25 protein-coding genes are annotated in these 23,969 nt (G+C 68.6%); 11 read left to right on the top strand and 14 right to left on the bottom strand.

Annotated features, from left to right (window positions below; all coding sequences use genetic code 11):
- Positions 1-103: 103 nt before the first annotated feature.
- Positions 104-1,516 carry an FAD-binding oxidoreductase gene (locus LGR54_RS04815; RefSeq protein ID WP_230360845.1) on the bottom strand — a complete coding sequence of 471 codons (1,413 nt, stop codon included), beginning with the start codon at positions 1,514-1,516 and terminating at the stop codon, positions 104-106.
- Between the two features lie 610 nt (positions 1,517-2,126).
- On the opposite strand from LGR54_RS04815, the gene LGR54_RS04820 reads away from it, so the two are divergent.
- From LGR54_RS04820 to LGR54_RS04835, 4 genes are all read left to right on the top strand, one after another.
- Positions 2,127-2,513 (top strand): cytochrome c family protein, encoded by a 387-nt coding sequence (locus tag LGR54_RS04820; protein WP_230360846.1) that lies wholly within the window; start codon positions 2,127-2,129, stop codon positions 2,511-2,513.
- A 32-nt stretch (positions 2,514-2,545) separates the two neighbouring features.
- The gene (locus tag LGR54_RS04825; protein WP_230360847.1) at positions 2,546-3,010 is read left to right on the top strand and encodes a (2Fe-2S)-binding protein; all 465 of its coding nucleotides are present in this window, start codon (positions 2,546-2,548) and stop codon (positions 3,008-3,010) included.
- A gap of 11 nt (positions 3,011-3,021) precedes the next feature.
- Positions 3,022-5,235: a xanthine dehydrogenase family protein molybdopterin-binding subunit gene (locus tag LGR54_RS04830; RefSeq protein ID WP_230360848.1), complete on the top strand. Its 2,214-nt coding sequence runs from the start codon at positions 3,022-3,024 to the stop codon at positions 5,233-5,235.
- A 123-nt stretch (positions 5,236-5,358) separates the two neighbouring features.
- Positions 5,359-6,576 (top strand): carboxymuconolactone decarboxylase family protein, encoded by a 1,218-nt coding sequence (locus tag LGR54_RS04835; protein WP_230360849.1) that lies wholly within the window; start codon positions 5,359-5,361, stop codon positions 6,574-6,576.
- Positions 6,577-6,639: 63 nt separating this feature from the next.
- Here LGR54_RS04835 and LGR54_RS04840 read toward each other — a convergent pair whose 3' ends face one another.
- Together LGR54_RS04840 and LGR54_RS04845 are read right to left on the bottom strand one after the other, a co-directional pair.
- A complete protein-coding gene (locus LGR54_RS04840) occupies positions 6,640-7,194 on the bottom strand; it encodes a YkgJ family cysteine cluster protein (protein ID WP_230360850.1) in 555 nt (184 codons plus the stop codon).
- Between the two features lie 62 nt (positions 7,195-7,256).
- On the bottom strand, positions 7,257-8,273 hold the full coding sequence (locus LGR54_RS04845; protein ID WP_230360851.1) for a zinc-dependent alcohol dehydrogenase family protein: 1,017 nt from the start codon (positions 8,271-8,273) through the stop codon (positions 7,257-7,259).
- Between the two features lie 352 nt (positions 8,274-8,625).
- Between LGR54_RS04845 and dusA the strand changes: the two genes are divergently transcribed.
- The gene (gene dusA / locus LGR54_RS04850) at positions 8,626-9,627 is read left to right on the top strand and encodes a tRNA dihydrouridine(20/20a) synthase DusA (RefSeq protein ID WP_255607273.1); all 1,002 of its coding nucleotides are present in this window, start codon (positions 8,626-8,628) and stop codon (positions 9,625-9,627) included.
- Positions 9,624-10,463: a sulfite exporter TauE/SafE family protein gene (locus LGR54_RS04855; RefSeq protein ID WP_370638138.1), complete on the top strand. Its 840-nt coding sequence runs from the start codon at positions 9,624-9,626 to the stop codon at positions 10,461-10,463. Before dusA ends, LGR54_RS04855 begins: the two co-directional genes overlap by 4 nt.
- 30 nt (positions 10,464-10,493) lie before the next feature.
- On the opposite strand, the gene LGR54_RS04860 is transcribed toward LGR54_RS04855, so the two are convergent.
- From LGR54_RS04860 to LGR54_RS04885, 6 genes are all read right to left on the bottom strand, one after another.
- Positions 10,494-11,222 carry a TIGR02281 family clan AA aspartic protease gene (locus LGR54_RS04860; protein ID WP_230360853.1) on the bottom strand — a complete coding sequence of 243 codons (729 nt, stop codon included), beginning with the start codon at positions 11,220-11,222 and terminating at the stop codon, positions 10,494-10,496.
- A complete protein-coding gene (locus tag LGR54_RS04865; RefSeq protein ID WP_370638139.1) occupies positions 11,219-11,464 on the bottom strand; it encodes a DUF1289 domain-containing protein in 246 nt (81 codons plus the stop codon). Before LGR54_RS04865 ends, LGR54_RS04860 begins: the two co-directional genes overlap by 4 nt.
- Positions 11,461-12,255, bottom strand: coding sequence for an adenosylcobinamide-GDP ribazoletransferase (gene cobS, locus LGR54_RS04870; protein WP_230360854.1), 795 nt, complete (start codon positions 12,253-12,255; stop codon positions 11,461-11,463). The genes LGR54_RS04865 and cobS overlap by 4 nt, the downstream gene beginning before the upstream one ends.
- Positions 12,256-12,270: 15 nt before the next feature.
- Positions 12,271-12,903, bottom strand: coding sequence for a 5,6-dimethylbenzimidazole synthase (gene bluB, locus LGR54_RS04875; RefSeq protein ID WP_230360855.1), 633 nt, complete (start codon positions 12,901-12,903; stop codon positions 12,271-12,273).
- Between the two features lie 71 nt (positions 12,904-12,974).
- Complete coding sequence (locus LGR54_RS04880) at positions 12,975-13,271, bottom strand: HigA family addiction module antitoxin (protein WP_230360856.1); 297 nt, start codon at positions 13,269-13,271, stop codon at positions 12,975-12,977.
- Between the two features lie 10 nt (positions 13,272-13,281).
- The gene (locus LGR54_RS04885) at positions 13,282-13,563 is read right to left on the bottom strand and encodes a type II toxin-antitoxin system RelE/ParE family toxin (protein WP_230360857.1); all 282 of its coding nucleotides are present in this window, start codon (positions 13,561-13,563) and stop codon (positions 13,282-13,284) included.
- A 253-nt stretch (positions 13,564-13,816) separates the two neighbouring features.
- Between LGR54_RS04885 and cobT the strand changes: the two genes are divergently transcribed.
- Genes cobT through LGR54_RS04900 form a run of 3 tightly spaced genes read left to right on the top strand, consistent with a single transcriptional unit; the run spans position 13,817 to position 16,077 of the window.
- Positions 13,817-14,839: a nicotinate-nucleotide--dimethylbenzimidazole phosphoribosyltransferase gene (gene cobT / locus LGR54_RS04890; RefSeq protein WP_230360858.1), complete on the top strand. Its 1,023-nt coding sequence runs from the start codon at positions 13,817-13,819 to the stop codon at positions 14,837-14,839.
- Between the two features lie 4 nt (positions 14,840-14,843).
- Positions 14,844-15,404: a thermonuclease family protein gene (locus tag LGR54_RS04895; RefSeq protein ID WP_230360859.1), complete on the top strand. Its 561-nt coding sequence runs from the start codon at positions 14,844-14,846 to the stop codon at positions 15,402-15,404.
- A 1-nt stretch (position 15,405) separates the two neighbouring features.
- Positions 15,406-16,077: a uracil-DNA glycosylase family protein gene (locus LGR54_RS04900; protein ID WP_230360860.1), complete on the top strand. Its 672-nt coding sequence runs from the start codon at positions 15,406-15,408 to the stop codon at positions 16,075-16,077.
- Between the two features lie 6 nt (positions 16,078-16,083).
- Here LGR54_RS04900 and LGR54_RS04905 read toward each other — a convergent pair whose 3' ends face one another.
- The 4 genes from LGR54_RS04905 to LGR54_RS04920 all read right to left on the bottom strand — a co-directional run bounded on the left by LGR54_RS04905 (position 16,084) and on the right by LGR54_RS04920 (position 19,413).
- Positions 16,084-16,839 (bottom strand): ABC transporter permease, encoded by a 756-nt coding sequence (locus tag LGR54_RS04905; RefSeq protein ID WP_230360861.1) that lies wholly within the window; start codon positions 16,837-16,839, stop codon positions 16,084-16,086.
- Positions 16,836-17,555 carry an ABC transporter permease gene (locus tag LGR54_RS04910; RefSeq protein WP_230360862.1) on the bottom strand — a complete coding sequence of 240 codons (720 nt, stop codon included), beginning with the start codon at positions 17,553-17,555 and terminating at the stop codon, positions 16,836-16,838. Before LGR54_RS04910 ends, LGR54_RS04905 begins: the two co-directional genes overlap by 4 nt.
- Before the next feature lie 195 nt (positions 17,556-17,750).
- Positions 17,751-18,527, bottom strand: coding sequence for an ABC transporter substrate-binding protein (locus LGR54_RS04915; RefSeq protein WP_230360863.1), 777 nt, complete (start codon positions 18,525-18,527; stop codon positions 17,751-17,753).
- A 205-nt stretch (positions 18,528-18,732) separates the two neighbouring features.
- A complete protein-coding gene (locus LGR54_RS04920; protein WP_230360864.1) occupies positions 18,733-19,413 on the bottom strand; it encodes a Hint domain-containing protein in 681 nt (226 codons plus the stop codon).
- 693 nt (positions 19,414-20,106) lie between these two features.
- On the opposite strand from LGR54_RS04920, the gene LGR54_RS04925 reads away from it, so the two are divergent.
- Complete coding sequence (locus tag LGR54_RS04925) at positions 20,107-21,312, top strand: Mrp/NBP35 family ATP-binding protein (RefSeq protein ID WP_230360865.1); 1,206 nt, start codon at positions 20,107-20,109, stop codon at positions 21,310-21,312.
- Positions 21,313-21,393: 81 nt separating this feature from the next.
- Here LGR54_RS04925 and LGR54_RS04930 read toward each other — a convergent pair whose 3' ends face one another.
- Entirely contained in the window at positions 21,394-22,227 is an 834-nt protein-coding gene (locus LGR54_RS04930; RefSeq protein ID WP_230360866.1) for an oxaloacetate decarboxylase, read from the bottom strand.
- A 254-nt stretch (positions 22,228-22,481) separates the two neighbouring features.
- Between LGR54_RS04930 and LGR54_RS04935 the strand changes: the two genes are divergently transcribed.
- A complete protein-coding gene (locus LGR54_RS04935; RefSeq protein ID WP_230360867.1) occupies positions 22,482-23,570 on the top strand; it encodes a TRAP transporter substrate-binding protein in 1,089 nt (362 codons plus the stop codon).
- Positions 23,571-23,969: the final 399 nt, after the last annotated feature.

Genomic DNA, 23,969 nt, shown 5'->3' on the forward strand with positions numbered 1-23,969 from the left:
GGGGCATGAGCCTCGGCGCTCGCTGTCCGGGACAAGGGATCCGGCTACGCGTTTAGTCCCGCCGGATGGAAGGCGCGTGGCCCGCGGGCCTCGAACGTTGCAGCTACGTCCGCACCACCTTGCCCGGGTTCATGATGCCCGCTGGATCGAGCGCGGCCTTGATGGCACGCATCATGTGGAGCTTCGCCGGATCGCCGTAGCGGTCCAGCAGGTCGAGCTTCACGACGCCGATGCCGTATTCCGCACCGAAGGAGCCCCCCATCGCCACGGCCAGATCGTAGACGCGCGGAGAGACCTCGCGCTCGAGCCAGGACTTGTAGCTGCCCGGCTCCGCTTCGACCGGCGCAACCACGTTGAAATGGACGTTGCCGTCGCCGACATGGCCGTAGATCGACAGGCGTCCGCCCGCGCCGTGGGTCGCCACGATGGCGGAGGCCTCGGTGATGAAGGCGGGCAGAACGGAGGTCGGCACGGAGACGTCGTGCTTCACCGAGCCACCATTCGCCACCTCGGCCTCGGGAATATGTTCGCGCAGATACCACAGCCGGTCGCGCTGCTGCTCGCCGGCGGCAAGCGTGCCGTCGGTAACCAGGCCCTCGCCCATCAGTTCTTCCAGCAGCTGCGCGACGGCTTCCTCCATGGCGAACACCGGCGAACAGGTTTGCGCTTCCAGCAGCACGTAATGGGCAGAGGGTGCCGACAGGGGATGGCGCAGGCTGTCCTGTGCGGCGAGCAGCAGCGCGAGCGAGTGATGGGAGATGTATTCGAACGAGGTGATGTTCTCACCGGTGAACTGCTGGGCTCGCGCGAGGATGGTGGTGAGCGCGTCGATGTCCTCGATGGCGAGGAAGGCGGTGACCGTCTGCGCGGCTTTCCGCGCCAGCTTCAGCGACACGGCGGTGATGACGCCGAGCGTGCCCTCGGCGCCCAGCAGGATCTGCTTCACGTCATAGCCGGTATTGTTCTTGCGCAGCGGCTGCAGGACGTCGAGCAGCTGCCCGTCCGGCAGCACGGCCTCGAGGCCCAGCACCAGGTCGCGGGCCATGCCGTGCTTCAGGACGGAGATGCCGCCCGCATTGGTGGAGAGGTTGCCGCCGATCTGGCAGGACTGACGCGAGCCGAGGTCCAGCGGCAGCATCAGGCCGGCATCGTTCGCGGCTTCCTGCAGGACGCTCAGCACGCAGCCTGCCTCCGCGGTCAGCGAGAGGTTGGCCGCGTCGATGCCGCGCACGGCGTTCAGGCGTTCGAGGCTCAGCACCAGCTCGTCGCCCTGCGTGGAGGGGGTGGCGGCGGCGCAATAGGAGGTGTTGCCGCCCTGCGGTACCAGCGGCACGCCATGCGCCGCGCAGCTGGCAACGATGCGCTGCACCTCCGCCGTGGTGCGCGGCCGCAGGACGGCGCGCGAGCGGCCCGTTCGGAAGCGGCGGAAATCCGTGAGGTATCTAGAAACCACGTCCGGATCGGTGATGTAGAGATCCGCCGGCAGATCGCCGAGAACACTGTCGATTCTATCCATACCCACCTCCGCTTTTGATGCCTCGATTAGCAGGTCGGCCGGGAAGAGTGCTCGGTCAGAAGGGGCTGCGGCAAAATATTCTGTGCTCTCCGCTGACCGACACCATGCCGGAGGGCCCCCTCGCCGGGGATCCCGGCCCTTGAGGTTCTGCGCGTTTCGCCCCGTTTCCAGCCGCTGAAACCGATCGTTGGTATCCGACCGCGCGAGGTGTTCTCGGCGACGGCGCACGGGAGACGCCCTGTAACCCGCTGCCCGGAATCCAGGCGAGGTTGCGGTCGGCCGATCTGGCGCTCTCCGTGGTCGATAGCTCAGGGTGGGCGGCTCGGGGGTGCTCTCGAATCCGGGGCGGGTGGCGGCAGCTGGCACGGACTGGGGCAGAGCCCCCGGTGGACACTCCCGGACGCCACTCATGAATTCACAACATAGGCTTATGCGACGCCGCCGATCTAATCGAGGCCGCCCGCTCACGTTAGGTTAGCGGTGGTCATGCGCGACGGAGGAAAGGTCAGAGGCGTGTCGCGCGGGCTCGCCATGCGATGGGAGCCTGATGCCGTCCCCAGCAAACAGCAGCCTTTGCAGCGCACCTATTGCAACGACTGACGGAAACGGAATGATTTCGAGATTCATTGCCCTCTCTCCTGCTTTTATCCTGACCGCCGCGCTGATGCCGGGCCCGGCTTTCGCCCAGGACGCCGCCGCCGGCGAGCGCCTGTTCCGCCAGCGCTGCGCCTCCTGCCATACCGTCCAGCCGGGGCAGAACCGCATCGGCCCGACCTTGTCCGGCCTTGTCGGCCGCAAGGCGGGCAGCGTCGAGGGCGCCCGCTATTCGCCCAAGATGCGTGAACTCGACGTCACCTGGGACGCGGCGCGGATCGACAGCTTCATCGCCAATCCGCGCGCCATGGTGCCGGGCACCACGATGACGGTGTCGGTCGCCAATGCCGCCGACCGGGCGAACATCACCGCCTATCTCGCGGGACTGGCGGCCGCGAACTGACCGAACCTTCATCCTCAAGCCGGGAGCGCGAGATGACGAAACTCAACGTCAACGGGAAAGTGGTCGAGGTCGATGTCGAGGACGACACGCCTCTTCTTTGGGTCATACGCGAGCATGTCGGCCTGACCGGCACCAAATACGGCTGCGGCGTCGCCCAGTGCGGCGCCTGCACTGTGCATCTCGACGGGGTGGCGACGCGCTCCTGCGCGCTGCCGGTCAGTGCGGTGACCGAGGAGAACAGGATCGTCACCATCGAGGGGCTCGGGGCCGAGACGCCGCACCCGGTGCAGCAGGCCTGGGCCGAGCTCGACGTCGCCCAATGCGGCTACTGCCAGGTTGGCATGATCATGGCCGCCTCCTCGCTGCTGGCGCAGAACCCCAATCCCAGCGACGACGACATCCGTGCCGAGATCACCAACATCTGTCGCTGCGGAACCTATCCGCGAGTGCTGGCCGGCGTGAAGCTCGCCGCCGAGCGCATGACCAATCGCGGTTGAGGGAGGCGTCGATGACCATGCAGGAACGGATCCATTCGCAGAGCGCCGCCGGCCGGCTCTCCCGTCGCGGCTTCCTCACCGGCGCCGGTGCCGCCGCAGGTGCCTTCAGCTTCGGCTTTTCCTTTCCGCTGCCAGCCCGCGCCGTGGCGCAACAGGCGGCCGGGGAGGCGGTCAAGGAAGTTAATGCCTGGGTAGTGATCCAGCCGGACGAGACCGTGATCGTCCGCATCGCCCGCACTGAGATGGGGCAGGGCTCGCTGACCGGCCTCGCCCAGCTGGTCGCCGAGGAACTCGACTGCGACTGGGACAAGGTGCGCTTCGAACTCGTGAAGCCGGGCGAGAACCGGCGGCGCGAGCGGGTGTGGCGCGACCAGTCCACCGGCGGCTCGCGCGCCATTCGCGGCTCGCAGGAATATGTCCGCATGGGGGGCGCCACCGCGCGGGCCATGCTGGTGCAGGCGGCGGCGCAGCAATGGGGCGTGCCCGCGGCGCAATGCAGCGTCGCCAAGGGCGTCATCACCCATCAGGCGAGCGGGCGTTCGACTACTTATGGCGCGGTCGCGGCCGCCGCCAACGGCATCGCGCCGCCGACCGGCCTCACGCTGAAGGACCCGAAGGACTGGACCATTGCCGGCCAGCCGGTGAAGCGGCTCGACACGCTCGACAAGCTGAACGGTTCGCTGGTCTACGGCATGGACATCTCCATGCCCGGCATGCTGGTCGCCATTCCCAAGGCCTGCCCGGTGCATGGTGGCAAGCTGAAGAGCTTTGATGCCTCCGCCGTGGCGAACATGCGCGGCGTGAAGCACGTGCTGCGCGTCGACGACGAGACGGTGGCGGTGGTGGCCGACACCTTCTGGCGCGCCAAGACCGCGCTCGATTCCCTGCCCATCGAATGGGACAACGGGCCGAACGCCAATGTCTCCAGCGAGACCATCGCCGCGATGCTGCGCGAGGGCCTGACCGCCGAGACCGAGTTCGTCGGCAACCGCGTCGGCGACGCCAAGGCGGTGCTGGCCAGCGCCGGCCGGGTGATCGAGGCGGATTACGGCTTTCCCTACCAGAACCATGCGCCGATGGAGGTGATCAACGCCACGGTGCGCTGGACGCCGGAGCGTTGCGAGATGTGGGGCCCGACGCAAGTGGCCGAGGCGGCGCTCGACGCGCTGGCCGCCGCGGCCGAGTTGCCGGTCGAGGCCTGCGAGGTACATGTCGTGCGCATCGGCGGCAGTTTTGGCCGCCGGCTGACCACGGAATACGTCACCATGGCGGCCCGCATCGCCAAGCAGGTTCCGGGCACGCCGGTGAAGATGATGTGGACCCGCGAGGAGGACATGGTGCAGGGGCGCTACCACCCCGTCACCCAGTGCCGCCTGCGCGGCGCTGTGGATGCGGATGGCAATCTCGACGCGCTGCACATGCGCATTTCCGGCCAGTCGATCATGGCCTATATGCGCCCCTCGATCATGACCGCCAATGGCGACCCCGTCACCTTCCAGGGCCTGATGCCCGGCGGGGCGGAGATGGCGATCGGCTACACCATCCCCAACCTGCTCATCGACCACGCGATGCGCAACCCGCATATCCGGCCCGGCGCCTGGCGCGGCGTCAACCTCAACCAGAACGCCGTCTATCTCGAGTGCTTCATCGACGAACTGGCGCAGGCGGCGAAGGTCGATCCGCTGGCGTTCCGCCGCAAGCTGATGGCGAACCATCCCAAGCACCTCGCCGTGCTGGAAGCCGCCGCGAAGGGCATCGGCTGGGAGACCACCAAGCCGCCGGAGGGCGTGCATCGCGGCCTCGCCCAGGTGATGGGCTTCGGCAGCTATGTGGCGGCGGCGGCCGAGGTCTCGGTCAAGGATGGCCGGCTGAAGATCCACCGCATCGTTGCCGCCACCGACCCCGGCTATGTCGTCAATCCGCAGCAGGTGGAGGCGCAGATCGCCGGCTCCTTCGTCTACGGCCTGTCCGCCATGCTCTATGGCGAGTGCACGGTGAAGGACGGGCGGATCGTCGAGGAGAACTTCGACACCTACAACGTCATGCGGCTCGACGAGATGCCGGTGGTGGAGGTGATCACCGTGCCGTCGGGCGGCTTCTGGGGTGGCGTCGGCGAGCCGACCATCGCGGTCGCCGCGCCGGCGGTGCTCAATGCGCTGTTCGCTGCCACCGGCAAGCGCGTGCGCCAGCTGCCGCTGAAGAACATCGACCTCAATCTGAGCTGAGGTGCCCGCGCCGGGTCTGCCACCGCAGGTCCGGCGCATCCTCATCCGTCGCCGTTCAACGCCGCCGGTGTCCCGGTCGGCGAACCGCCGGGCTGTCGCCGGTCTCGGCCAAGGAGATGCCCCATGAAGAAGATCGCAGCTGGGATCGTGCTCTCGGCGCTCGCCGCCACTGGCGCGGACGCCGAGGAGACCAAGCGCAGCCGCGTCGCGCCGCCGGCGGTGTACGACGTCGCGCCCGGCCTCGGCCATTTCACCGACGACGTGCTGTTCGGCGATGTCTGGCTGCGCACGGAGCTCGCGCCGCGCGACCGTAGCCTGATCACCGTCGCCACGCTGATCTCCACCGGCAAGACGGCGCAGATCGGCGGGCATGTCCGGCGGGCGCTCGACAATGGCGTGAAGCCCGGCGAAATCGGCGAGACGATCACCCAGCTGGCCTTCTATTCCGGCTGGCCGAATGCGATCTCCGCCGTCGCCGAGGTGAAGAAGGTGTTCGACGAGCGCGGCATCGGCCCGGTGACGGACAGTGCCGCCGCGCCCATCGAGCTGGAGCCCGCCGCCGAGGCGGCGCGGACGGCGGCGGTGAACAACGGCGTGGCGCCGACCGCGCCGGCGCTCGCCGCATTGACCAACCGCGTGCTGTTCGGCGATCTCTGGCGCCGGCCGGAGCTGGCGCCGCGCGACCGCAGCCTCGTCACCATGGCGGCGCTGATCGCCATCGGCCAGCCCGAGCAGCTTCCCTTCCACGCCAACCGCGCCATGGATAACGGCCTGACACGCACCGAGGCGGCGGAGGTGCCGACGCATCTCGGCTTCTACGCCGGCTGGCCACGAGCGATGTCGGCGGTGCCGGTGCTCGAACGGGTGTTCGCCAGCCGCGAGGCGAGCGCGCAGCCGGCCGCCGCCCAGCCGGTCTCCGCCTCCGCCAATACCGAGCTGCGGATCGTCCGCGCCGATCCGGAGGCGGGCACTCCCGGCCCGGCCGACCGCTTCAGCGGCGAGGTGCGGGTCTCCGGCCCCTATCGCGGCGACGCGCCCGCCCGCATTGGCGGGGCGACGGTTGCCTTCGCCGCCGGCGCCCGCACCGCATGGCACACCCATCCGCTCGGCCAGACGCTGTTCATCGTCTCCGGTCGCGGCTGGGTGCAGAGGGAGGGGAGCCCGCGCGAGGAGGTGGGCCCCGGCGACGTCGTCTGGATCCCGCCGAATGTGCGCCACTGGCACGGCGCGACCGCCGATCAGCCGATGACGCATTTCGCCATCGCCGAGGCGCTGGACGGCAGCGTGGTGACCTGGATGGAGCTGGTCCCGGACGAGGTCTATCGCACCGGCGCGCGCTGAGCCGCATCCTGACCCCGTCACGCCGATCCGATGGAGTGGCGTGACGGGGGATGGTCAGGGATGTCAGGCGGGCGGCTTTGGCGGGCCGGGAACCCTCTCGGCCACATATTTCACGCCATCGGCGGTCGGACGCATCCGGACGCGGAAGCTGTCTTCCGTGCTCATGCGGCCAAGCGGGATTGCCTGATAGCCGATGATCAGCGTCGCCTCGTCATGCACGAACACCAGCACATGCGCGCCCCTTGGCAGCAACTGCCGTGCCCAGCGCGCGAGGTCGCCGCGATAGGGCTGACGCGACCAGGCCCGCGGGTGGCCGGGGTCGACCTGCACATAGAGGAAGCCGTTGCCCGGGAACCGCGTCACCACCATCTTCGAGCGGGTCGGCTTCCAATGGTCGGGGAAGCGCGGCGCGGCGAGCCACTCGCAGTGGAAGGCGCGGCAATAGTCCGGGCGGCTGGCGTAGATGCCGCAGCCCCGGCCCGGCGTGCAGTGCGGGCACCATTGTCCTTCCGGCTTGTCGAGGACCGGGATCGTGTAGACCTTGCAGCACAGGGTGCAGTCGCCGCAGGCGCGCGGCGGCGACGCGAATGGAGGGTCGGAAGGCGCGGCGATGTCCATCGATGAGGTCAGACTCCGTCAGGCCGGGGCCGGGACCACTCTGCTGGCGACCACGTCCCGGCTCAGAGGCGGAGCAGGGTCTTGATGGCGCGGCGCTCGTCCATCGCGCGGTAACCCTCGGCGACGTCGGCGAGCGGCACTTCCAGATCGAACACCTTGCCGGGATCGATCTGGCGCGACAGCACCAGGTCCATCAGATGCGGCAGGAACCGGCGCACCGGCGCGGGGCCGCCCAGCATGCCGACCTGCGAGAAGAACAGCGACTGGCCGTCGAACTCGACGCCATGCGGCACGCCGACATAGCCGATCATCGAGCCGGGGCGCGCGCATTGCAGCGCCTGCGCCATCGATTCCTTGGTGCCGACGCACTCCAGTACCGAGTCCGCCCCGACACCGCGGGTAAGTTCCTTGATCCGCGCCACGCCGGCCTCGCCGCGTTCGGAGACGATGTCGGTGGCGCCATATTCCAGGGCGAAATCCTGCCGGCGCTTGTGTCGGCTCATCGCGATGATGCGTGCCGCGCCCATCTGCTTGGCGGCCAGCACGCCCATCAGCCCGACCGCGCCGTCACCCACCACCACGACGGTCGAGCCCGGCTGCACGCGCGCCGCGTCGGCGGCGTACCAGCCGGTGCCCAGCACGTCGGAGGTGGCGAGCAGGCTCGGGATCAGGTCGTCCGCCGGCAATTCGGGCGTGGCGACCAGCGTGCCGTCGGCCAAGGGTACGCGCGCCAGCGGCGCCTGCGCCCCGCTCATGAACTCGCGTTGCTCGCAGGAGGACGGAAAGCCGAACCGGCAATGCGGGCAGGTATTGTCGGACAGGCAGAACGAGCCGACGACGAACTGGCCCGGCTTGACGTTGCGCACCGCGCTGCCGACCTCGACGACGACGCCGCAATATTCGTGGCCCATCGCCAGCGGCGCGGTGACCTCGTTCAGGCCGCGGAACGGCCACAGATCGGAGCCGCAGATGCAGCTTGCCGACAGGCGGATGATGGCATCGGTCGGACGCTGGATCTCGGGTTCGGCGACCTCCTCGCAACGCACGTCGCCCGGACCGTGCAGAATGGTTCCCAACATGATCCGCTGTCCTTCGTGATCGGAGCCGGCACGCCAGCGCTGAGCCGGCCTGGCGCCTTCCCCTTCTTGCCAAGTGCCGGGAGTATAGGCGGGCTCACGGGCCGCCCATTAGGTGCCGGAAGGCGCATGAACCTATGATCCCGGTTCATGAGTGGCCCTCGTTCGTGAGGGCCGGGACACTGCGGGGCCTTGCCGAGTGCGGACATCTCGTCGATATGAAAGGGACGCCTCGCGGGAAAGCGGGTGAGGCGCTTTCGTGTGCCTCCGTCTACACTACCGCGTCGAGCAGCTGGAAAACACGGCCCGGTCCCGCGCAGATCGCGTGCGCAGGGCACAGGTACTGAACTGAATAATGATGAACTATCAATCGTTTAGGTTTTCCGTCGCGCCCATGATGGACTGGTCCGATCGCCACTGTCGGGCATTCCACCGTACCCTGTCGGCACGCGCGTTGCTCTACACCGAAATGGTCACCGCCAATGCGGTGATCCATGGCGACCGGGAGCGGCTGATCGGTTTCTCTCCCGTCGAACACCCGGTGGCGTTGCAGCTGGGCGGCTCCGATTCCGAGGCTCTGGCCAAGGCCGCCGCCATCGCCGCCGAGTGGGGCTATGACGAGATCAACCTCAATGTCGGCTGTCCCTCCGACCGCGTGCAGGGCGGCAATTTCGGCGCCTGCCTGATGCGCGATCCCGCGCTCGTCGCCGCCTGCGTCGCGGCGATGAAGGCCGAGGTCGGCATTCCCGTCACCGTCAAGTGCCGCATCGGCGTCGACGAGCAGGACCCGGAAGTGGCGCTCGACGCGCTGGCCGACGCCGTGCTGGCGGCAGGGGCGGATACGCTCACCGTGCATGCGCGCAAGGCGTGGCTGCAAGGGCTGTCGCCGAAGGAGAACCGGGACATCCCGCCGCTCGACTATGACCGGGTGTACCGGCTGAAGCAGCGCCTGCCGCGCGTGCCGGTCATCATCAATGGCGGCATCGGCTCGCTGGAGGAGGCGGAGGCGCATCTCCTCCATGTCGACGGCGTCATGCTGGGACGCGCCGCCTATCAGCAGCCGGAACTGCTGCTCGGCGTCGATTCGCGTCTGTTCGGCGCGGAAGATCCGCATGCCGATGCGTTCTCCGCCGTCGCCGCCTTCGAGCCCTATATCGCCGCGCATCTCGAGGCCGGCGGTAGGCTGCACGACATCACCCGCCACATGCTCGGCCTGTTCACCGGCCGTCCCGGCGCGCGGGCCTATCGCCGCCGGCTCGCCATCGAGGGCGTGAAGTCGGGGGCCGGCCTCGACGTGTTGCAGGCGGCGGTCGACGAGGTGCGCCGCGCCGAGGAACGGCGGGCATTGGTGGCATGATGATCGCGTCGCTTCCCCTCGACCAGATCCTGTGGCTGGTCGGTATTCTACTCGCCGCCGGTTTCGCCACCGGCATCCTCGCCGGCCTGTTCGGCATTGGTGGCGGCGCCATCATCGTGCCGGTGCTCTATGAGGTGTTTGGCGTCGTCGGTGTGCCGGACGCGCTGCGCATGCATCTCGCGGTCGGCTCGGCGCTCGCCATCATCCTGCCGACGGCGCTGCGCTCCTTCTTCGCCCATCGCTCGCGCACCAAGATCAACACCGGCGTGCTGCGGCAATGGGTGGTGCCGATCGTCATCGGCGTGCTGGCCGGCACGGCGCTGGCGGCGGTGTCGCCGGACCGGGTGCTGCAACTGGCTTTCGTCGTGTTCGCGGTGCTGATGTCGATCCGCCTGCTGTTCGCACGCGACAGCTGGGTGCTGGCCGACGACCTGCCGGGTCCGTGGCCGATGCGGCTCTACGGGGCGTTCATCGGCGTGATAGCCTCGCTGGTCGGCATCAGCGGTGGCGGCATCGCGGTCGCTATCCTGTCGCTCTACCGGGTGCCGATTCACCAGGCCATCGCCACGTCCTCCGGCCTCGGGGCGCTGATCGCGGTGCCCGGCGTGATCGGCTACGTGCTCGGCGGCTGGCCGCATCTGGCGGAGCTGCCGCCGCTGTCGCTCGGCTTCATCTCGCTTCCCGGCGCCGTGCTCGTCGGCTCGGTGGCGGTGCTGGCGGCACCGCTCGGCGCGAAGCTGGCGCATCGCTTCAGCAAGCGTCAGCTGGAGGTCGGATTCGGCCTCTATCTCGCCTTGATGGGGCTGCGCTTTCTGGTGGCGCTGGTTTCCGGCTGAGGGCAGTCGCCCTCAGCGATCCCGCGCCTTTCAGCGATCCAGTGCCTTGGCGCGCATCACCAGCTTCTCGCCGCGGATCTCGAAGCTGTCGAGGCGGGACAGGAAGGTCATGCCGAGCAGGCTGTGCTTGAGCGTACCGGGGCTGGCAATCAGAGCCGGCACCTGACGCTCCTCGATGCTGCCGGCGATCGACACCCGGTCGAGCACGACGGCGGCGGCGCGGCCGCGGCCATTGGCGGTGTCGATCGGGATGTCGTAGCGCAGCAACTCCATCGGCAGGCCGGCGGCCACCGCGTCTTCTGGGGTGAGCACGACGCTGGAGGCGCCGGTATCGACCAGCATCGGAATGCGGTTGCCGTTGATCTCGACGCGGATGTTGAAATCGCCGTCGCGGGCGCGGGCGACCTCGATCGCCGGGCCGGTGTCATGGCCGACCGGCACGGCGTAGCCGGGGGCGAGCTCGGCGAGCACGCGGTAGGCGACGCTATGGATTTCAAAGCGATAGGTATAGCCGACGCCCAGCACGGCGAAGATGACCAGCCACAGCGCGGCGGCGCGCAAGGCATCGCCGAGGCGGCCGGCAAAGGTCGCCACCGCGCCGGCGCCGACCACCAGCGCCAGAGCCGACAGGGCGACCAGGCGGGTGAGCTGGTTGGTGGTGAGCCCGGCGACGCCCCCGGCCTCGGCATTCCACAGGATCAGCCCGATGCCGGCGGCAAGGCCGATCACCACCACCCACATGAAGCGGTCGGCATTCATCGCGCGGACTCGCGGTGCCGGGGAGCGCGACTCTGGGACTCGCGACTCGGGGACTCGCGGCGGCTCTGGCGGGCGAGGCGGTTCATGATCGCGCGGCGCGCGGTTTCGTCGAGGCTGGGCCAGGCACCGATCTCCTCGAGCGTGCGCCCGCAGCCGACACAATGGCGACCAGCGGCATCGAGTGCGCACACTCCGACACAGGGGGTAGAAACGCGTTTGGACATGGGAATCGGGCGGTTCATCCGATCGACCGCGCGAAGATAAGCGCCCCCAGAAGGAACGCAATCTCGACAGTCAGCGCCGCCGCACCGGCGACATCCCCCGTTTGCCCGCCAAATTTGGCCGACGCAAGGCGGATGATGCCGCTCCACGCCAATAAGGCGATGAGAAGGCCGCTGAGGAATGCTGTCCAACCCATTGTTGTCACAACGGAAACGATGGAGATGGCGACAGCGGCGATCCCCGCCTTCCACAGTGTGGCGCGCGAGGGGCGGCCGGCGCGGCCGGCGAGTCCATCCGGGCGGGCGGAGGGCAGCGCCGCGATCAGGCCGAGCGCCGCCAGCCGGGACAGGGCGGCGGCGGCGAGCAGGGCGCCGGCGGCCCCGGCCCATGAAAACGTGGCCAATCCTTCGAGGGCGCCGATGCGCAGCAGCGTCGCCAGCAGCAGCGCCACCGCGCCAAAGGTGCCGAGCCGGCTGTCGCGCATGATGGCGAGGCGCCTCTCACGCGTCATGCCGCCGAGCCCGTCGGCGGTGTCGGAGAAACCGTCCTCATGCAGTGCCCCGGTGGCGAGCACCATCACGCCGACCGCCAGCGTCGCGGCGATAAAACCGGGCAGGATGGTGAGTGCGGTGAGGTGGACAATGAGGCCGATCAGGCCGATGAGGGCACCGGCCAGCGGGAAGCAGGGGCCGAGCCGGTCGAGGTCGGGCGGGCCGTCCTCCGGCTCCCATGAGAAGCGCGGCACCGGCAGCCGGGTGAGGAAGCGCAGCGTCGTCGGAAGGTATATGAGTATGGTTGGCGGCAAGGTCATGGGATGCGGCTTCGCTCAGCGCTCCAGGAGGACGTCGCCGGGCGGCAGGCGGTGCTCCCAGCCGGCGCGCTCCAGCTCCGGGATGTCGGAGGGCGCGCGCGGATAGCCTATGCACAGATGGGCGATGAGCCGCCAGTGCCCGGGCACCTCAAGCGCCGTCGCCACCGCCGACGCGTCGAGGATCGACACCCAGCCGAGCCCGATCCTCCGCGCCGCCGCCGCCAGCCACAGCGTGTGCACGGCGAGCACGGCGGAATAGCCGAGGGTCTCCGGCATGGTGGCGCGGCCGAGGCCATGGCCGATCTGCGTCTCGGTATCCACGAAGACGGCGACCTGCTCGGGCGCGTCGTCGAGCCCGGCGAGCTTTAGCCGGGCATAGAGGCCGGCGCGCTCTTCCTTCTGCGCGGCGAGCGCCTCGGCGTTGCAGGTCTCGAAGATGGCGCGGATCCGCGCCCGCCGTGCCGCCGAGGCGACCCGCACGAAGCGCCAGGGCTGGCTGAGCCCGACGCTCGGCGCCTGATGGGCCTGGCGGAGCAGGGTGTCGAGCAGCCCTTCCGGCAGTGGGCGGGTCTCAAAATGCCGGACATCCCGCCGCCAGAGGAACAGCTGGTCGAGTTCGCTGCAGAAGGTGGGAGACAGGGCGATCATGCCGCTTCCCGTAGCAGAAATCGCCGCGGGGCGTCAGCCGGCGTCCCGGTCCGGGTGCGTCGCGCCGCGGATCAGGCCGCGCTGTCGAGCGGCCGGATGTTCGTGACGTCGGCGGCCGCCCGCTCGGCCTGGACGAGGTCGTGGGCGGCCTGAAGGTTCATCCAGAATTCCGGCCCGGTGCCGAACAGGCGGCCGAGCCGCAGGGCGGTGTCGGCGGTGACCGGCGTTTCCTCGCGCGCCAGCCGCTCGATCCGGGTGCGCGGCACATGCACCGCCTTGGCCACCGCATAGGGGCTGAGGTTCAGCGGCCGCAGGAACTCCTCGCGGAGGATCTCGCCGGGATGGATGGGGGGCAGGGGGCCGTGCATGGGGCTGTCCTCAGTGATAGTCGACGATCTCGACATCATGGGCGTGTCCGTCACGCCAGACGAAGCAGATGCGGAATTGATCGTTGATGCGAAGAGAATGCTGACCGGCGCGGTCGCCCTTCAGTTGCTCCAGACGGTTGGCCGGCGGTGCCCGCAGGGCTTCAAGGGTGACGACGGCATTCAGCATGGCCAGCTTGCGCTGGGCGACGCGGATCAGATCAGCAGGAAAACCCTTGCCGCTCGTGCCGTTCCAGACCGCCTGAGCCTGCTTACCCTTGAAGCTCTGGATCATGGGTGGCCCGCATCCTCACGCGATACATGTATCTTATGGTGATACAAATCGCAATAATCTGTATCTCGTGATGATACGTTTTTCCTCGACCTGACGAGGGGGCCATCGTGGAGCGCCTTCGGTCGCTTCCGGGGTGCTTCTGCCCACTCCCGATTTATCGGTTGCCACCCGGCTTGCGAGGGGCTACCCCGCGCCTCGCCGAGCCGCGCCCTTCGCGGCTGCCGGTTTCAAGACCCGAACCTTCGAGAGACCCATGCAGCGCACCGCCACCGGGCTTCCCTTCGACGACATCCGCAACCTGTTCCTCTCCCTGCCGGCGATCAATGCCGAGGCGGAGGCGGCGGCGCGGGCGCGGCAGGGGCAACTGGTCAAGCCGCCGGGTGCGCTCGGGCGGCTCGAGGAGATCGCCATCAAGCTCGCCGGCTGGCAGGGGCGCGAGATCCCGCGCATCGACCGCCCGACGGTCGCGGTGTTCGCCGGTACCCATGGCGTCGCGCGGCGCGGCGTCTCGCCCTATCCGCCGGAGGTGACCAAGCAGATGGTCGCCACCTTCACCGACGGCAAGGCGGCGGTGAACCAGATCTGCGGCGTGTTCGGGGCCGGTCTCCGGGTGTTCGACCTCGCGCTGGACATCCCGACCCGCGACATCGTGGAAGAGGACGCGCTCACCGAGGCCGAATGCGCCGCCACCATGGCCTTCGGCATGGAGGCGCTGGCCGGCGAGCCGGACCTGCTCTGCCTTGGCGAGATGGGCATCGGCAACACCACGGTGGCGGCGGCGATCTTCCACGGACTTTATGGCGGCAGCGCCACCGAATGGGTGGGGCCGGGCACCGGCGCCACCGGCGCGGTGCTGGCGGCCAAGATCGCCGCTGTCGAGGCGGCGGTGGCGCGCTGCCGGGGCCATCTCGACGACCCCCTGGAAGTGCTGCGCCGGCTCGGCGGGCGCGAGCTCGCCGCCATGGCCGGCGCCATCCTCGCCGCCCGCATGCAGCGCGTGCCGGTGGTGCTGGACGGCTATGTGGTGACCGCCGCCGCCGCCGTGCTGCACGCGCTCGACCCCTCGGCGCTCGACCATTGCTTCGCCGGCCATGTCTCGGCCGAGCCCGCCCATGCCCGGGTGCTGGAGCAGCTGGGGATGAAGCCGCTGCTCGACCTCGGTATGCGGCTCGGCGAAGGCTCGGGGGCGGCGCTGTCGATCGGCGTGATCAAGGCGGCGGTCGCCTGCCATGGCGGCATGGCGACCTTCGCAGAAGCCGGCGTCGCGGACGCCTGAGAAGGTGCGAACTCCGGGCGGCCGCTGGCGCGCGCCTCGCCGGTTTCCGGCGGGAGGCCGGGCGCCGCGCCGGGGCTGGCGTGCCTCCACCTGGTGGGCGGTGCTGGTGGCGCTGGCGATGATCATCGCGGCGCTGGTGATCGAGCGATTCGTACCGCCGCTCGACGGCGCCATGCGGGTTGCCGATGGCGACAGTTTCGAGCTCGGCGGCACGCGGGTGCGGCTGGAAGGCATCGACGCGCCGGAACTGCACCAGAGCTGCGGCGCGCCGGACGCGCTGTGGCCCTGCGGGCAGCGGGCCAAGCAGGCGATGCAGCAGGCGGTTGCGGCGGCCGGCAAGGACGGCGTGACGTGCCGGCCGGTCGATGGCGACCGCTACGGGCGCTCGGTGTCGATCTGCCAGGCCGGCGGGCGCGACCTCGGGGCGCTGATGGTCGAACAGGGCTGGGCGGTGGCGACCTCCTTCGCCTATCGCGGCGAGCAGGCGGCGGCGCGGGCCGCCGGGCGCGGCATCTGGGCCGGCCCCTTCGAGATGCCGGCGGATTTTCGCGCCCGGCAGCGGTGACATGAACGGCTCCCGCGACCATCTAGGGGCGATGGACGCCCCGCTTTCCCCGCTCGATACCGTGCTTGCCGAAATCCGCGCCTGTCGCGCCTGCGTGGAGGCGCCGCGCGGCAAGCCGCTGCCGCACGCGCCGCGCCCGGTGCTGCATGTCGGCGCGTCGGCGCGGCTGCTGATCGCCTCGCAGGCGCCGGGCACCAAGGTGCATGCCTCCGGCCGCTCCTTCGACGACGCCTCCGGCGACCGGCTGCGGGACTGGCTCGGGCTCGACCGTGACCGGTTCTATGACGAGACGCGGGTCGCCATCGCCGCCATGGGGTTCTGCTTTCCCGGCCAGGATGCCAAGGGCGGCGACCTGCCTCCGCGCCGGGAATGCGCCGCGCTGTGGCACGACCGGCTGTTCGCGGCGCGCCCGGCATTCGAGCTGGTCGTCGCCGTGGGGGCGAGCGCGCAGGCCTATCACCTGAAGCGGCTGGGGCTGGCGGAATTCACGGCGCTCGGCCTCACCGAGCGGGTGACGCGCTGGCGGGAGATCTTCGAGGCGCGGCAGGCGCCACGGGTCATCCCGCTGCCGCATCCCTCCTGGCGCAATACCGGCTGGCTGAAGCGGCACCCGTGGTTCGAGGCTGAGCTGGTGCCGGTGCTGCGCGCCGAGGTGGCGCGGCTGGCGGGGTGAGGGACCTCACCGCGACACGGCGACGTGGCGGTTGAGGCGGCGCTCCAGCACGTCCCACACTCGGCGCACGATCTCCACCATCAGCAGGTACAAAACGGCGGCCCACAGATAGACCTCCATGTCGTAGGAGCGCGAGAAGGCGAGGCGGGTGACGCCCATCAGGTCGTAGACCGTCACCACCGAGGCGATGGCGCTCGACTTGATCATCAGCACCACCTCGTTGCCGAGCGGGCGCAGCCCGACCGCATAGGCCTGCGGCAGCAGCACGGTGCGGTAGATCTGGTAGCGTGTGAGGCCGAGCGACTTGCCGCCCTCGTTCTGGCCGACCGGCAGGCTCTGCAATCCGCCGCGCAGGATCTCCGCCTGATAGGCGGCGGTGTTGAGCGTGAAGGTGAACACCGCGCAGTTGAAGGCGTCGCGGAAGAACCACCACAGGCCGATATCGGTAAAGAACTCGCGGAACTGGCCGGCGCCGTAATAGACGAGGAATGTCTGGGCCAGCAGCGGCGTGCCGCGGAAGAAATAGGAATAGCCGAAGGCGAGGCGCGAGGTGATCTTGCCGCCCTCGACGCGGGCAATGGCCAGCGGCAAAGCGAGGATGGCACCGAAGATCATCGACAGCCCGACCAGCTCGACGGTGACCCACACGCCCTGCAGGAAGCGCAGGCCGTAGCGGTCCATCAGATCGGCGTTGAGGCCGATAAAGCCGGCCACCGCGAGGAAGCCCTGGCCGATGGGGGTGAGGAGCGCGTCCAGCATCATTTCGCTCCCGCCCGCTTGAGGCCGCGGCTGGCCCTCGCCTCGGCGCGGGTCAGCACCAGGCTGGAGAGGATGGAGAAGGCGAGATAGATGAGGCACGCCACCAGATAGAAGAAGAAGGGCTGCTTGGTGACGCCCACCGCGATGGCGGTCTGCCGCATCAAATCGTTGATGGCGATGACGGAGACCAGCGAGGTGTCCTTCATCAGCACCATCCAGTTGTTGGACAGGCCGGGTAGGGCGACGCGCCACAGCTGCGGGAACACGACGAGGCGGAACGCCTGCCATTTCGGCAGGCCGAGCGCGGCGGCGGCTTCCTTCTGCCCGCGCGGCACCGCTTTCAGCGCGGCGTAGAATACCTCGGAGGAGAAGGCGGCGAGCACCAGGCCGAGGGCGACGACGCCGGCGAGGAACTGGTTCACCTCGACATTGGCGCCGGGCCAGAAATAGCCGGCGAGGCGGGTAAGCAGCATCTGCCCGCCATAATAGACGATGAACAGCGTCAGCAGTTCCGGCAGGCCGCGGAACACGGTGGTGAACACGGTGGCCGCCGACCGGACGACCGGCGAGGGCGCGTCCTTGCCGAGCGCGACCAGAAGCCCCAGCGCGAGGCCGAAGGGCAGGGTGGCGAGGGCCAGCTCGACGGTGAGCAGGGCACCGCGGGCGATCTCGTCGCCCCAGCCGCCCGGACCGAAGGAAAGCAGGGTCAGGAATTCCATCCCGGGAACGGCGCTCCGCTTGCGGCCAGGACGGGCTCGGCGGCCCGGAAGCACTCAGATTCGGTAGATGCGAGCATGGGCCGGCCCCGACGGGGGTTCAAGCGGGACACGGCAGGCTCGGGCGGCAGTTCGGGCGGCGGATCACGACAGGCGAGGGGGGCCAGCAGGGGAAGCGGCCGGCCCCTCGCCCGGCGATCAGTAGACGCTGAACGGGAAGTACTTGGCGTTGATGGTCTTGTAGGTGCCGTCGGCGAGGATCTCGTCGATCGCCTTGTTGAACATCGCCACCAGCTCGGGATCGGTCTTGCGGATGCCGACGCCGACGCCGTCGCCGAAATATTTCGGATCGGTGTATTCGGCGCCGGTGAACTTGCAGCAGGCGCCGTCCTTGGTGGCCAGCCACTCCATCAGCACCACCTTGTCGGCGAGGATGGCGTCGAGGCGGCCATTGGCGAGGTCGAGATTGGCCTCGTCCTGCTTGCCGTACAGCTTCACCTCGGCGCCGGCCTTGCCGTAGACGTCCTCGAGATAGTTGGAGTGGATGGTCGAGGCCTGGGCGCCGAGCACCTTGCCCTTCAGCGCCGCCGGCGAGGTCTCGGTGACGGGAGAATCCTTGCGCACCGCGAAGGTGGCGGGGGTCTTGTAGTACTTCTTCGAGAAGTCGATCTGCTTCTTGCGTTCCTCGGTGATCGACATCGAGGCGACGATGGCGTCGTACTTGCCGGCCTGCAGCGCCGGGATGATGCCGTCCCAGTCCTGGGCGACGAAGGTGCACTCGACCTTCATCTTGGCGCACAGCGCCTTGCCGATGTCGATGTCGAAACCCTTGAGCTCGTTGTTCTCGACATAGTTGAAGGGCGGATAGGCACCCTCCGTGCCGATGCGGACGGTTTTCCATTCCTTGGCGGAGGCGCCGCTCAACGCGGCCGCGACCATCACGGCGGCGGCCGCGAAACGGGTGACGAGGCTCATGCTGTTCCCCTTTGGAAGATTGCCCTGGGCCGGTATTTTTTTGTTCCGGCGGCGGCGATGCTGGCATTTTTCCGGGGGATTGCGCAACCGGGGGTGATGCATTCTTGGTCACTGGCCACAGGTGACCGCGAATTGCGCATTCTCGGGCGATGCGCGCGGGTGTCCGGGCGGCGGCGCGAGACCGGCCGCCCGGAACGGCGGTGGCTCAGGCGGCTTCGATGGCGGTGGCGCCGAGCGTGCCGGCCCGCGCGGCCAGCCGCGCGCGGATCGCCACCGGCAACTGGCGGGCGGACTTGATGCGCGGCAGGTCCAGCTCGGCGATGGCGTCGTCCCCGGCGCCGAAGCGCGCGATGTATTCGGCGTGATTGTCGAAGCGGCGGCGGGTGACGTTGTCGACGAAGGTTTCCGCCGGCACGCCCTCGGCAAGGATGAGCGCGTGGTCGTCGAGCTCGATGTGGAAATAGGTGAAGCGCTCGGCCGGCTGCGTGACGCGGCAGATGCTGGTGCCGTTCACCAGCGCGCTCGCCTGGACGAGGACTCCGTCGATCAGCAGCGCATGATCGGGGGACAGGAAGAGGTCGCGGGCGGGAAGGCTGTCGCCAAGGGCGCCGGCGGCGATGCGGATCGGGTAGGCGTGCAGTGGCTCGGCGAAGGTCCGCATCACCGTCTGACGCCCGATCCACTTCACCGGCCGGGTCTCGCCGGCGGCGGTCCGCACGAGGTCGCCGGCGGCGAGGGTCTCGACCGCGCGCTCGCCTTCCGGCGTGGCGACGTGCGTGCCTTCGAGGAAGCAGACGATCATCGCCTCGCGGGTGGCGGTGAAGGTGCCGGACAGGGTGGTGTCGCTGGTGACGAGCAAATAGTCGGGAGATGAGAATAATATCATCCCATTTCCGTAATGCCCGACATAGATATAATAACCGTTCGGGCCGTGGTTAAAGTTCAAGTTGACGGATGAATTTACTTCGAATGTGTCCGGGCTATCATAGGAGAAAACCACCCATCCGTCGTCTCCCGGATTCAATGGGGGCGAAACTATTGAACCTGTAATCGTGTATACATTCGCAGATTCTTGAGTAAGATAATAAAATGAAGTAGCGTGAAACTCCGCCATGTTCCGCCTCTTGCTATTTTATAAGTAATTAGTCGAGGTATGATAATAAGAGTCGGTATGTTTGCAATGCTTATGCCTTCCGTCATTTACCGATAATACAATGAGGCATGCGGCGGGTGCGTCACACGCAAGGTGACGGATCGCCGTTCGGGCATGCCGATGCCGGGCGAGCGCGAAGATCGAGCGCTTTGGAAGCTGTGTCCCCGGCGACCGGCGCCGCCCGCTTCTTCAATGGTCGCCGCATCTTGGGAGCAATGGCGGGATCGCCGGCCGAAGGTGCGCGGTGAACGCAATCCACAATCGGGTCGGTCACAGGCGGGCAGGGGGCGGTAATGGCGGTAATGGGTCCGGCGCCGCCCATAAGCGCTTGCGATCACCTCATGCCGGCAGATGGGTTGACGCTGACGGCGTGCTGGTGTCTCACCCTCTGCAATGGTTCCAAGACGATAGCCGGGAGTGTCTGACATGGCGGTGAGCGCGGACGAGGTTAAGACGCGGCTGGCGCAGGTTTCCGCGCCGGATGGCCGGCCGGTCACCGAAGCGGGCGTGCTGTCGGAGATCCTGGTCTCCGACGGCAAGGTGTATCTGTCGATCACCGTCGATGCGCGCGAGGCGCAGGCCTGGGAGCCGGTGCGCGCCGCGGTGGAACGCACCGTGCGGGCGACGCCGGGCGTGACCTCGGCGCTGGTGGCGCTGACCGCCGAGCGCAAGGCTGGCACGTCCTCCCCTGCGCCTGCGCCGGCCGGTGGCTCCTCGACGACGCCGGTGCGCGTCTCCGGGCAGGGCGGACATTCCCATGCCGGCCACTCGCATGCCGGTCACACCCACGCGCCGCAGCCGCCCGCCGACCCGCAGAAGGAATCGCGCGGCCTGCCGGGGGTGGGCTCGATCATCGCGGTGGCGTCCGGCAAGGGCGGCGTCGGCAAGTCGACGCTGGCCGCCAATCTGGCGCTCGGCCTCTCGGCGCTCGGGCTGAAGGTCGGCCTGCTCGACGCCGACATCTACGGCCCCTCGGTGCCGCGCCTGATGGGGCTGAAGGGCAAGCCGGACGTCGAGGGGCGCATGCTCCAGCCGATGCACTCCTGGGGCCTCAAGGTGATGTCGATCGGCTTCCTCGTCGAGGAGGAGACGCCGATGATCTGGCGCGGCCCGATGGTGATGTCGGCGATCAGCCAGATGCTGAAGGAAGTGGCCTGGGCGCCGCTCGACATTCTCGTCGTCGACATGCCGCCCGGCACCGGCGACGCGCAGCTGACCATGGCGCAGCAGGTGCCGCTGGCCGGCGCGGTGATCGTCTCCACCCCGCAGGACCTCGCTTTGATCGATGCGCGGCGCGGCGTCGCCATGTTCCAGAAGGTCAACGTGCCCGTCCTCGGCGTGGTCGAGAACATGAGCTACTTCCTGTGCCCGCATTGCGGCACCCGCTCCGACGTGTTCGGCCATGGCGGGGCGCGGCACGAGGCGCAGCGGCTCGGCGTGCCCTTCCTCGGCGAGGTGCCGCTGCAGATGGCGATCCGCGAGACCTCCGATGCCGGCCGCCCGATCGTCGCCACCCAGCCGGATAGCCCGGAGGCGCGGATCTATCGCGACATCGCCGCCGCCGTGCGGGCGACGCTGGAAGGGGGCCGTGCCACCGCGCGTCCGGCGCCGCGCATCGTCGTGGAGAGCTGAGGCGTCCGGCGCTCCCAGGCGCTTTCCTCGGATCTCAGTAGAGACAACTCCCGCAATTATCTGAGTTGCGGGAGTTTTTTCTCAAGGCTTCGTCTCGTCGTCTGGCTCGCCGAGCAACGCGCCGAGCTCGCCCGACGGCATCGCCGCGTCGAGAAAGCCGAAGCGGCCGGTATCCCGCATCTCCCGCGCCGCCCGTACCACGCTGCCATAGGCAAGCCGGGCGAGCGACGAGCCGATGCTGATGCGCCGCACACCGGCTTCCGCCAATTCGGCCACGGTGAAGCGCGCGGCGCCGATGCCGATGACCGCATTGACCGGCTTCGACACCGCCGCGCAGACGGTACGCACCGCGGCGAGGTCCGGCAGGCCGGGGGCGTAGAGCACGTCGGCGCCGGCGGCCTCGTAGGCCTGAAGGCGCTCAATGGTGTCGTCGAGGTCCGGCCGGTCCCACAGGAAATTCTCCGCCCGGGCGGTGAGCACGAAGTCGCCGCCCAGCGCGTCGCGGGCCTCGACGGCGGCGGCGATGCGCTCGACCGCGAGTCCGAGGTCGTAGATCGGATCGGAAGGGCGGTTGGTGTGGTCCTCGATCGAGCCGCCGGCGAGGCCGATGGCGGCGGCGCGGCGGATGGTCTCGGCTACCGTCTCCGGCGCATCGCCGAAGCCGTTCTCCAGATCCGCCGACACCGGCAGCGGCGTCGCGCCGACGATGAGGGCGCAATGGGCGAGCACGTCGTCGCGGCTGGTCTGCCCGTCCGCCACCCCGTGCGCCAGCGCCATGCCGGCACTGGTGGTGGCCAATGCGGGAAAGCCCAGCGCGGCGATTAGGCGCGCGGTGCCGGCGTCCCATGGGTTGGGGAGAATGAAGGCACCCGGCCCCTCGTGCAGGGCGCGGAAGGCGGCGGCTCGGCTGGACATGGCACGCTCCGGACGAATCGGATGACGCAGGGGCAGATATACTGGAACGTATCAGGAACATCGTCCCGCGCCCACCCGGTGCCGGCCGGACGGGCCGGAATGTCGAAACCTCTTCGACAAAAGGCGAAAGCGAGGTGCCGTTGCGCTGGGGCAAGCGGTGGCGTACCAGTAGTGAAAACAAGCAATTCGAGTGCGGAACCGCGCGCAAATGCGTCCACCGCACCGTGAGGAAGCCCCCCAGCAGGAGACACTTGATGAAGCGTCGTCAATTCTTGGCCGCCGCCGGTACCGGCGCCGCGGCAACCATGCTTGCCGCCCCCGCCATCGCCCAGTCCGCGCCCGAGGTGAAGTGGCGCCTGGCATCCAGCTTCCCGAAGTCGCTGGACACCATCTATGGCGGCGCGGAAGTCATGTCGAAGATGGTTTCCGAGCTGACCGACGGCAAGTTCCAGATCCAGGTCTTCGCGGCCGGCGAGCTGGTGCCCGGCCTGCAGGTGCTGGACGCGGTGCAGAACAACACCGTCGAGATGTGCCACACCGTCTCGTATTACTTCGTCGGCAAGGATCCGACCTTCGCGGTCGCCGCCTCGGTGCCGTTCGGCCTCAATGCCCGCATGCAGAACGCCTGGCTGTTCCAGCACGGCGGCAACGAGCTCTTCAACGAGTTCTACAAGAAGTACAACGTCTACGGCCTGCCCTGCGGCAACACCGGCGCCCAGATGGGCGGCTGGTTCGCCAAGGAAATCAAGACCGTCGCCGACATGAACGGCCTCAAGATGCGCATCGGCGGCATCGCCGGCCAGGTGATGGCCAAGCTCGGCGTGGTGCCGCAGCAGATCGCCGGCGGCGACATCTACCCGGCGCTGGAAAAGGGCACCATCGACGGTGCCGAGTGGATCGGCCCCTATGACGACGAGAAGCTCGGCTTCTACAAGGTGGCCAAGTTCTACTACTACCCCGGCTGGTGGGAAGGTGGCCCGACCATCCACGCCTTCGCCAACCTCGCCAAGTTCAACGAGCTGCCGAAGACCTACCAGGCGGCGCTGACCGCCGCGTGCACCTACGCCAACACCATCATGAACGCGCGCTACGACGTGCAGAACCCGCCGGCCATCAAGCGGCTGGTGGCGAACGGCACCCAGCTGCGTCCCTATCCGATGGAAGTGATGGAAGCTTCGCTCAAGGCCACCAACGAGCTGTGGGGCGAGATCTCCGCCAAGAACGCCGACTTCAAGAAGGCGATCGATGCCATGCAGACGTTCCGCAATGAGGAATATCTGTGGTGGCAGGTGGCGGAGTACACCTTCGACAGCTTCCAGATCCGCACGCGTCCGCGCAACTGATCGACCATGGCGGACATGCCCGGGCGCCGTCCCGGGCATGTTTCGTCACGCCCCACCGTCGCGGATGTTCTCGCCGGACGACGGGCCGGCTCGTCGAGGGCGATCTGCCCGGGCGACGATGTTCCCGGGGGGACGGGGTTCTCGGATGAAGAGCTTTCCCCGGGACGTTCAACCGAGCGCCCGGTGAAGGGGCACGGCCGGAATACTCTTGCGGCGTCGAGGTTTGAAAGTCGTCTTGCGCTCCTTGGCGAGCCGGTGCCGGAAGGCGTCCGGCGGGAGCGCGCGACATCTGGCGCGCGGAACTCCAGGCTCGACGCTTCGGGCTTAACGCGCCATGCCGAACGCCATAAGCCTAACGCTTGGGGCCTTGCGCCTCTGTCTTGCGCATGATGTCTCGGC

It is taken from the genome of Ancylobacter sp. Lp-2 (assembly GCF_020523795.1).
In the GTDB taxonomy this organism is placed as follows: Bacteria; Pseudomonadota; Alphaproteobacteria; order Rhizobiales; family Xanthobacteraceae; genus Ancylobacter.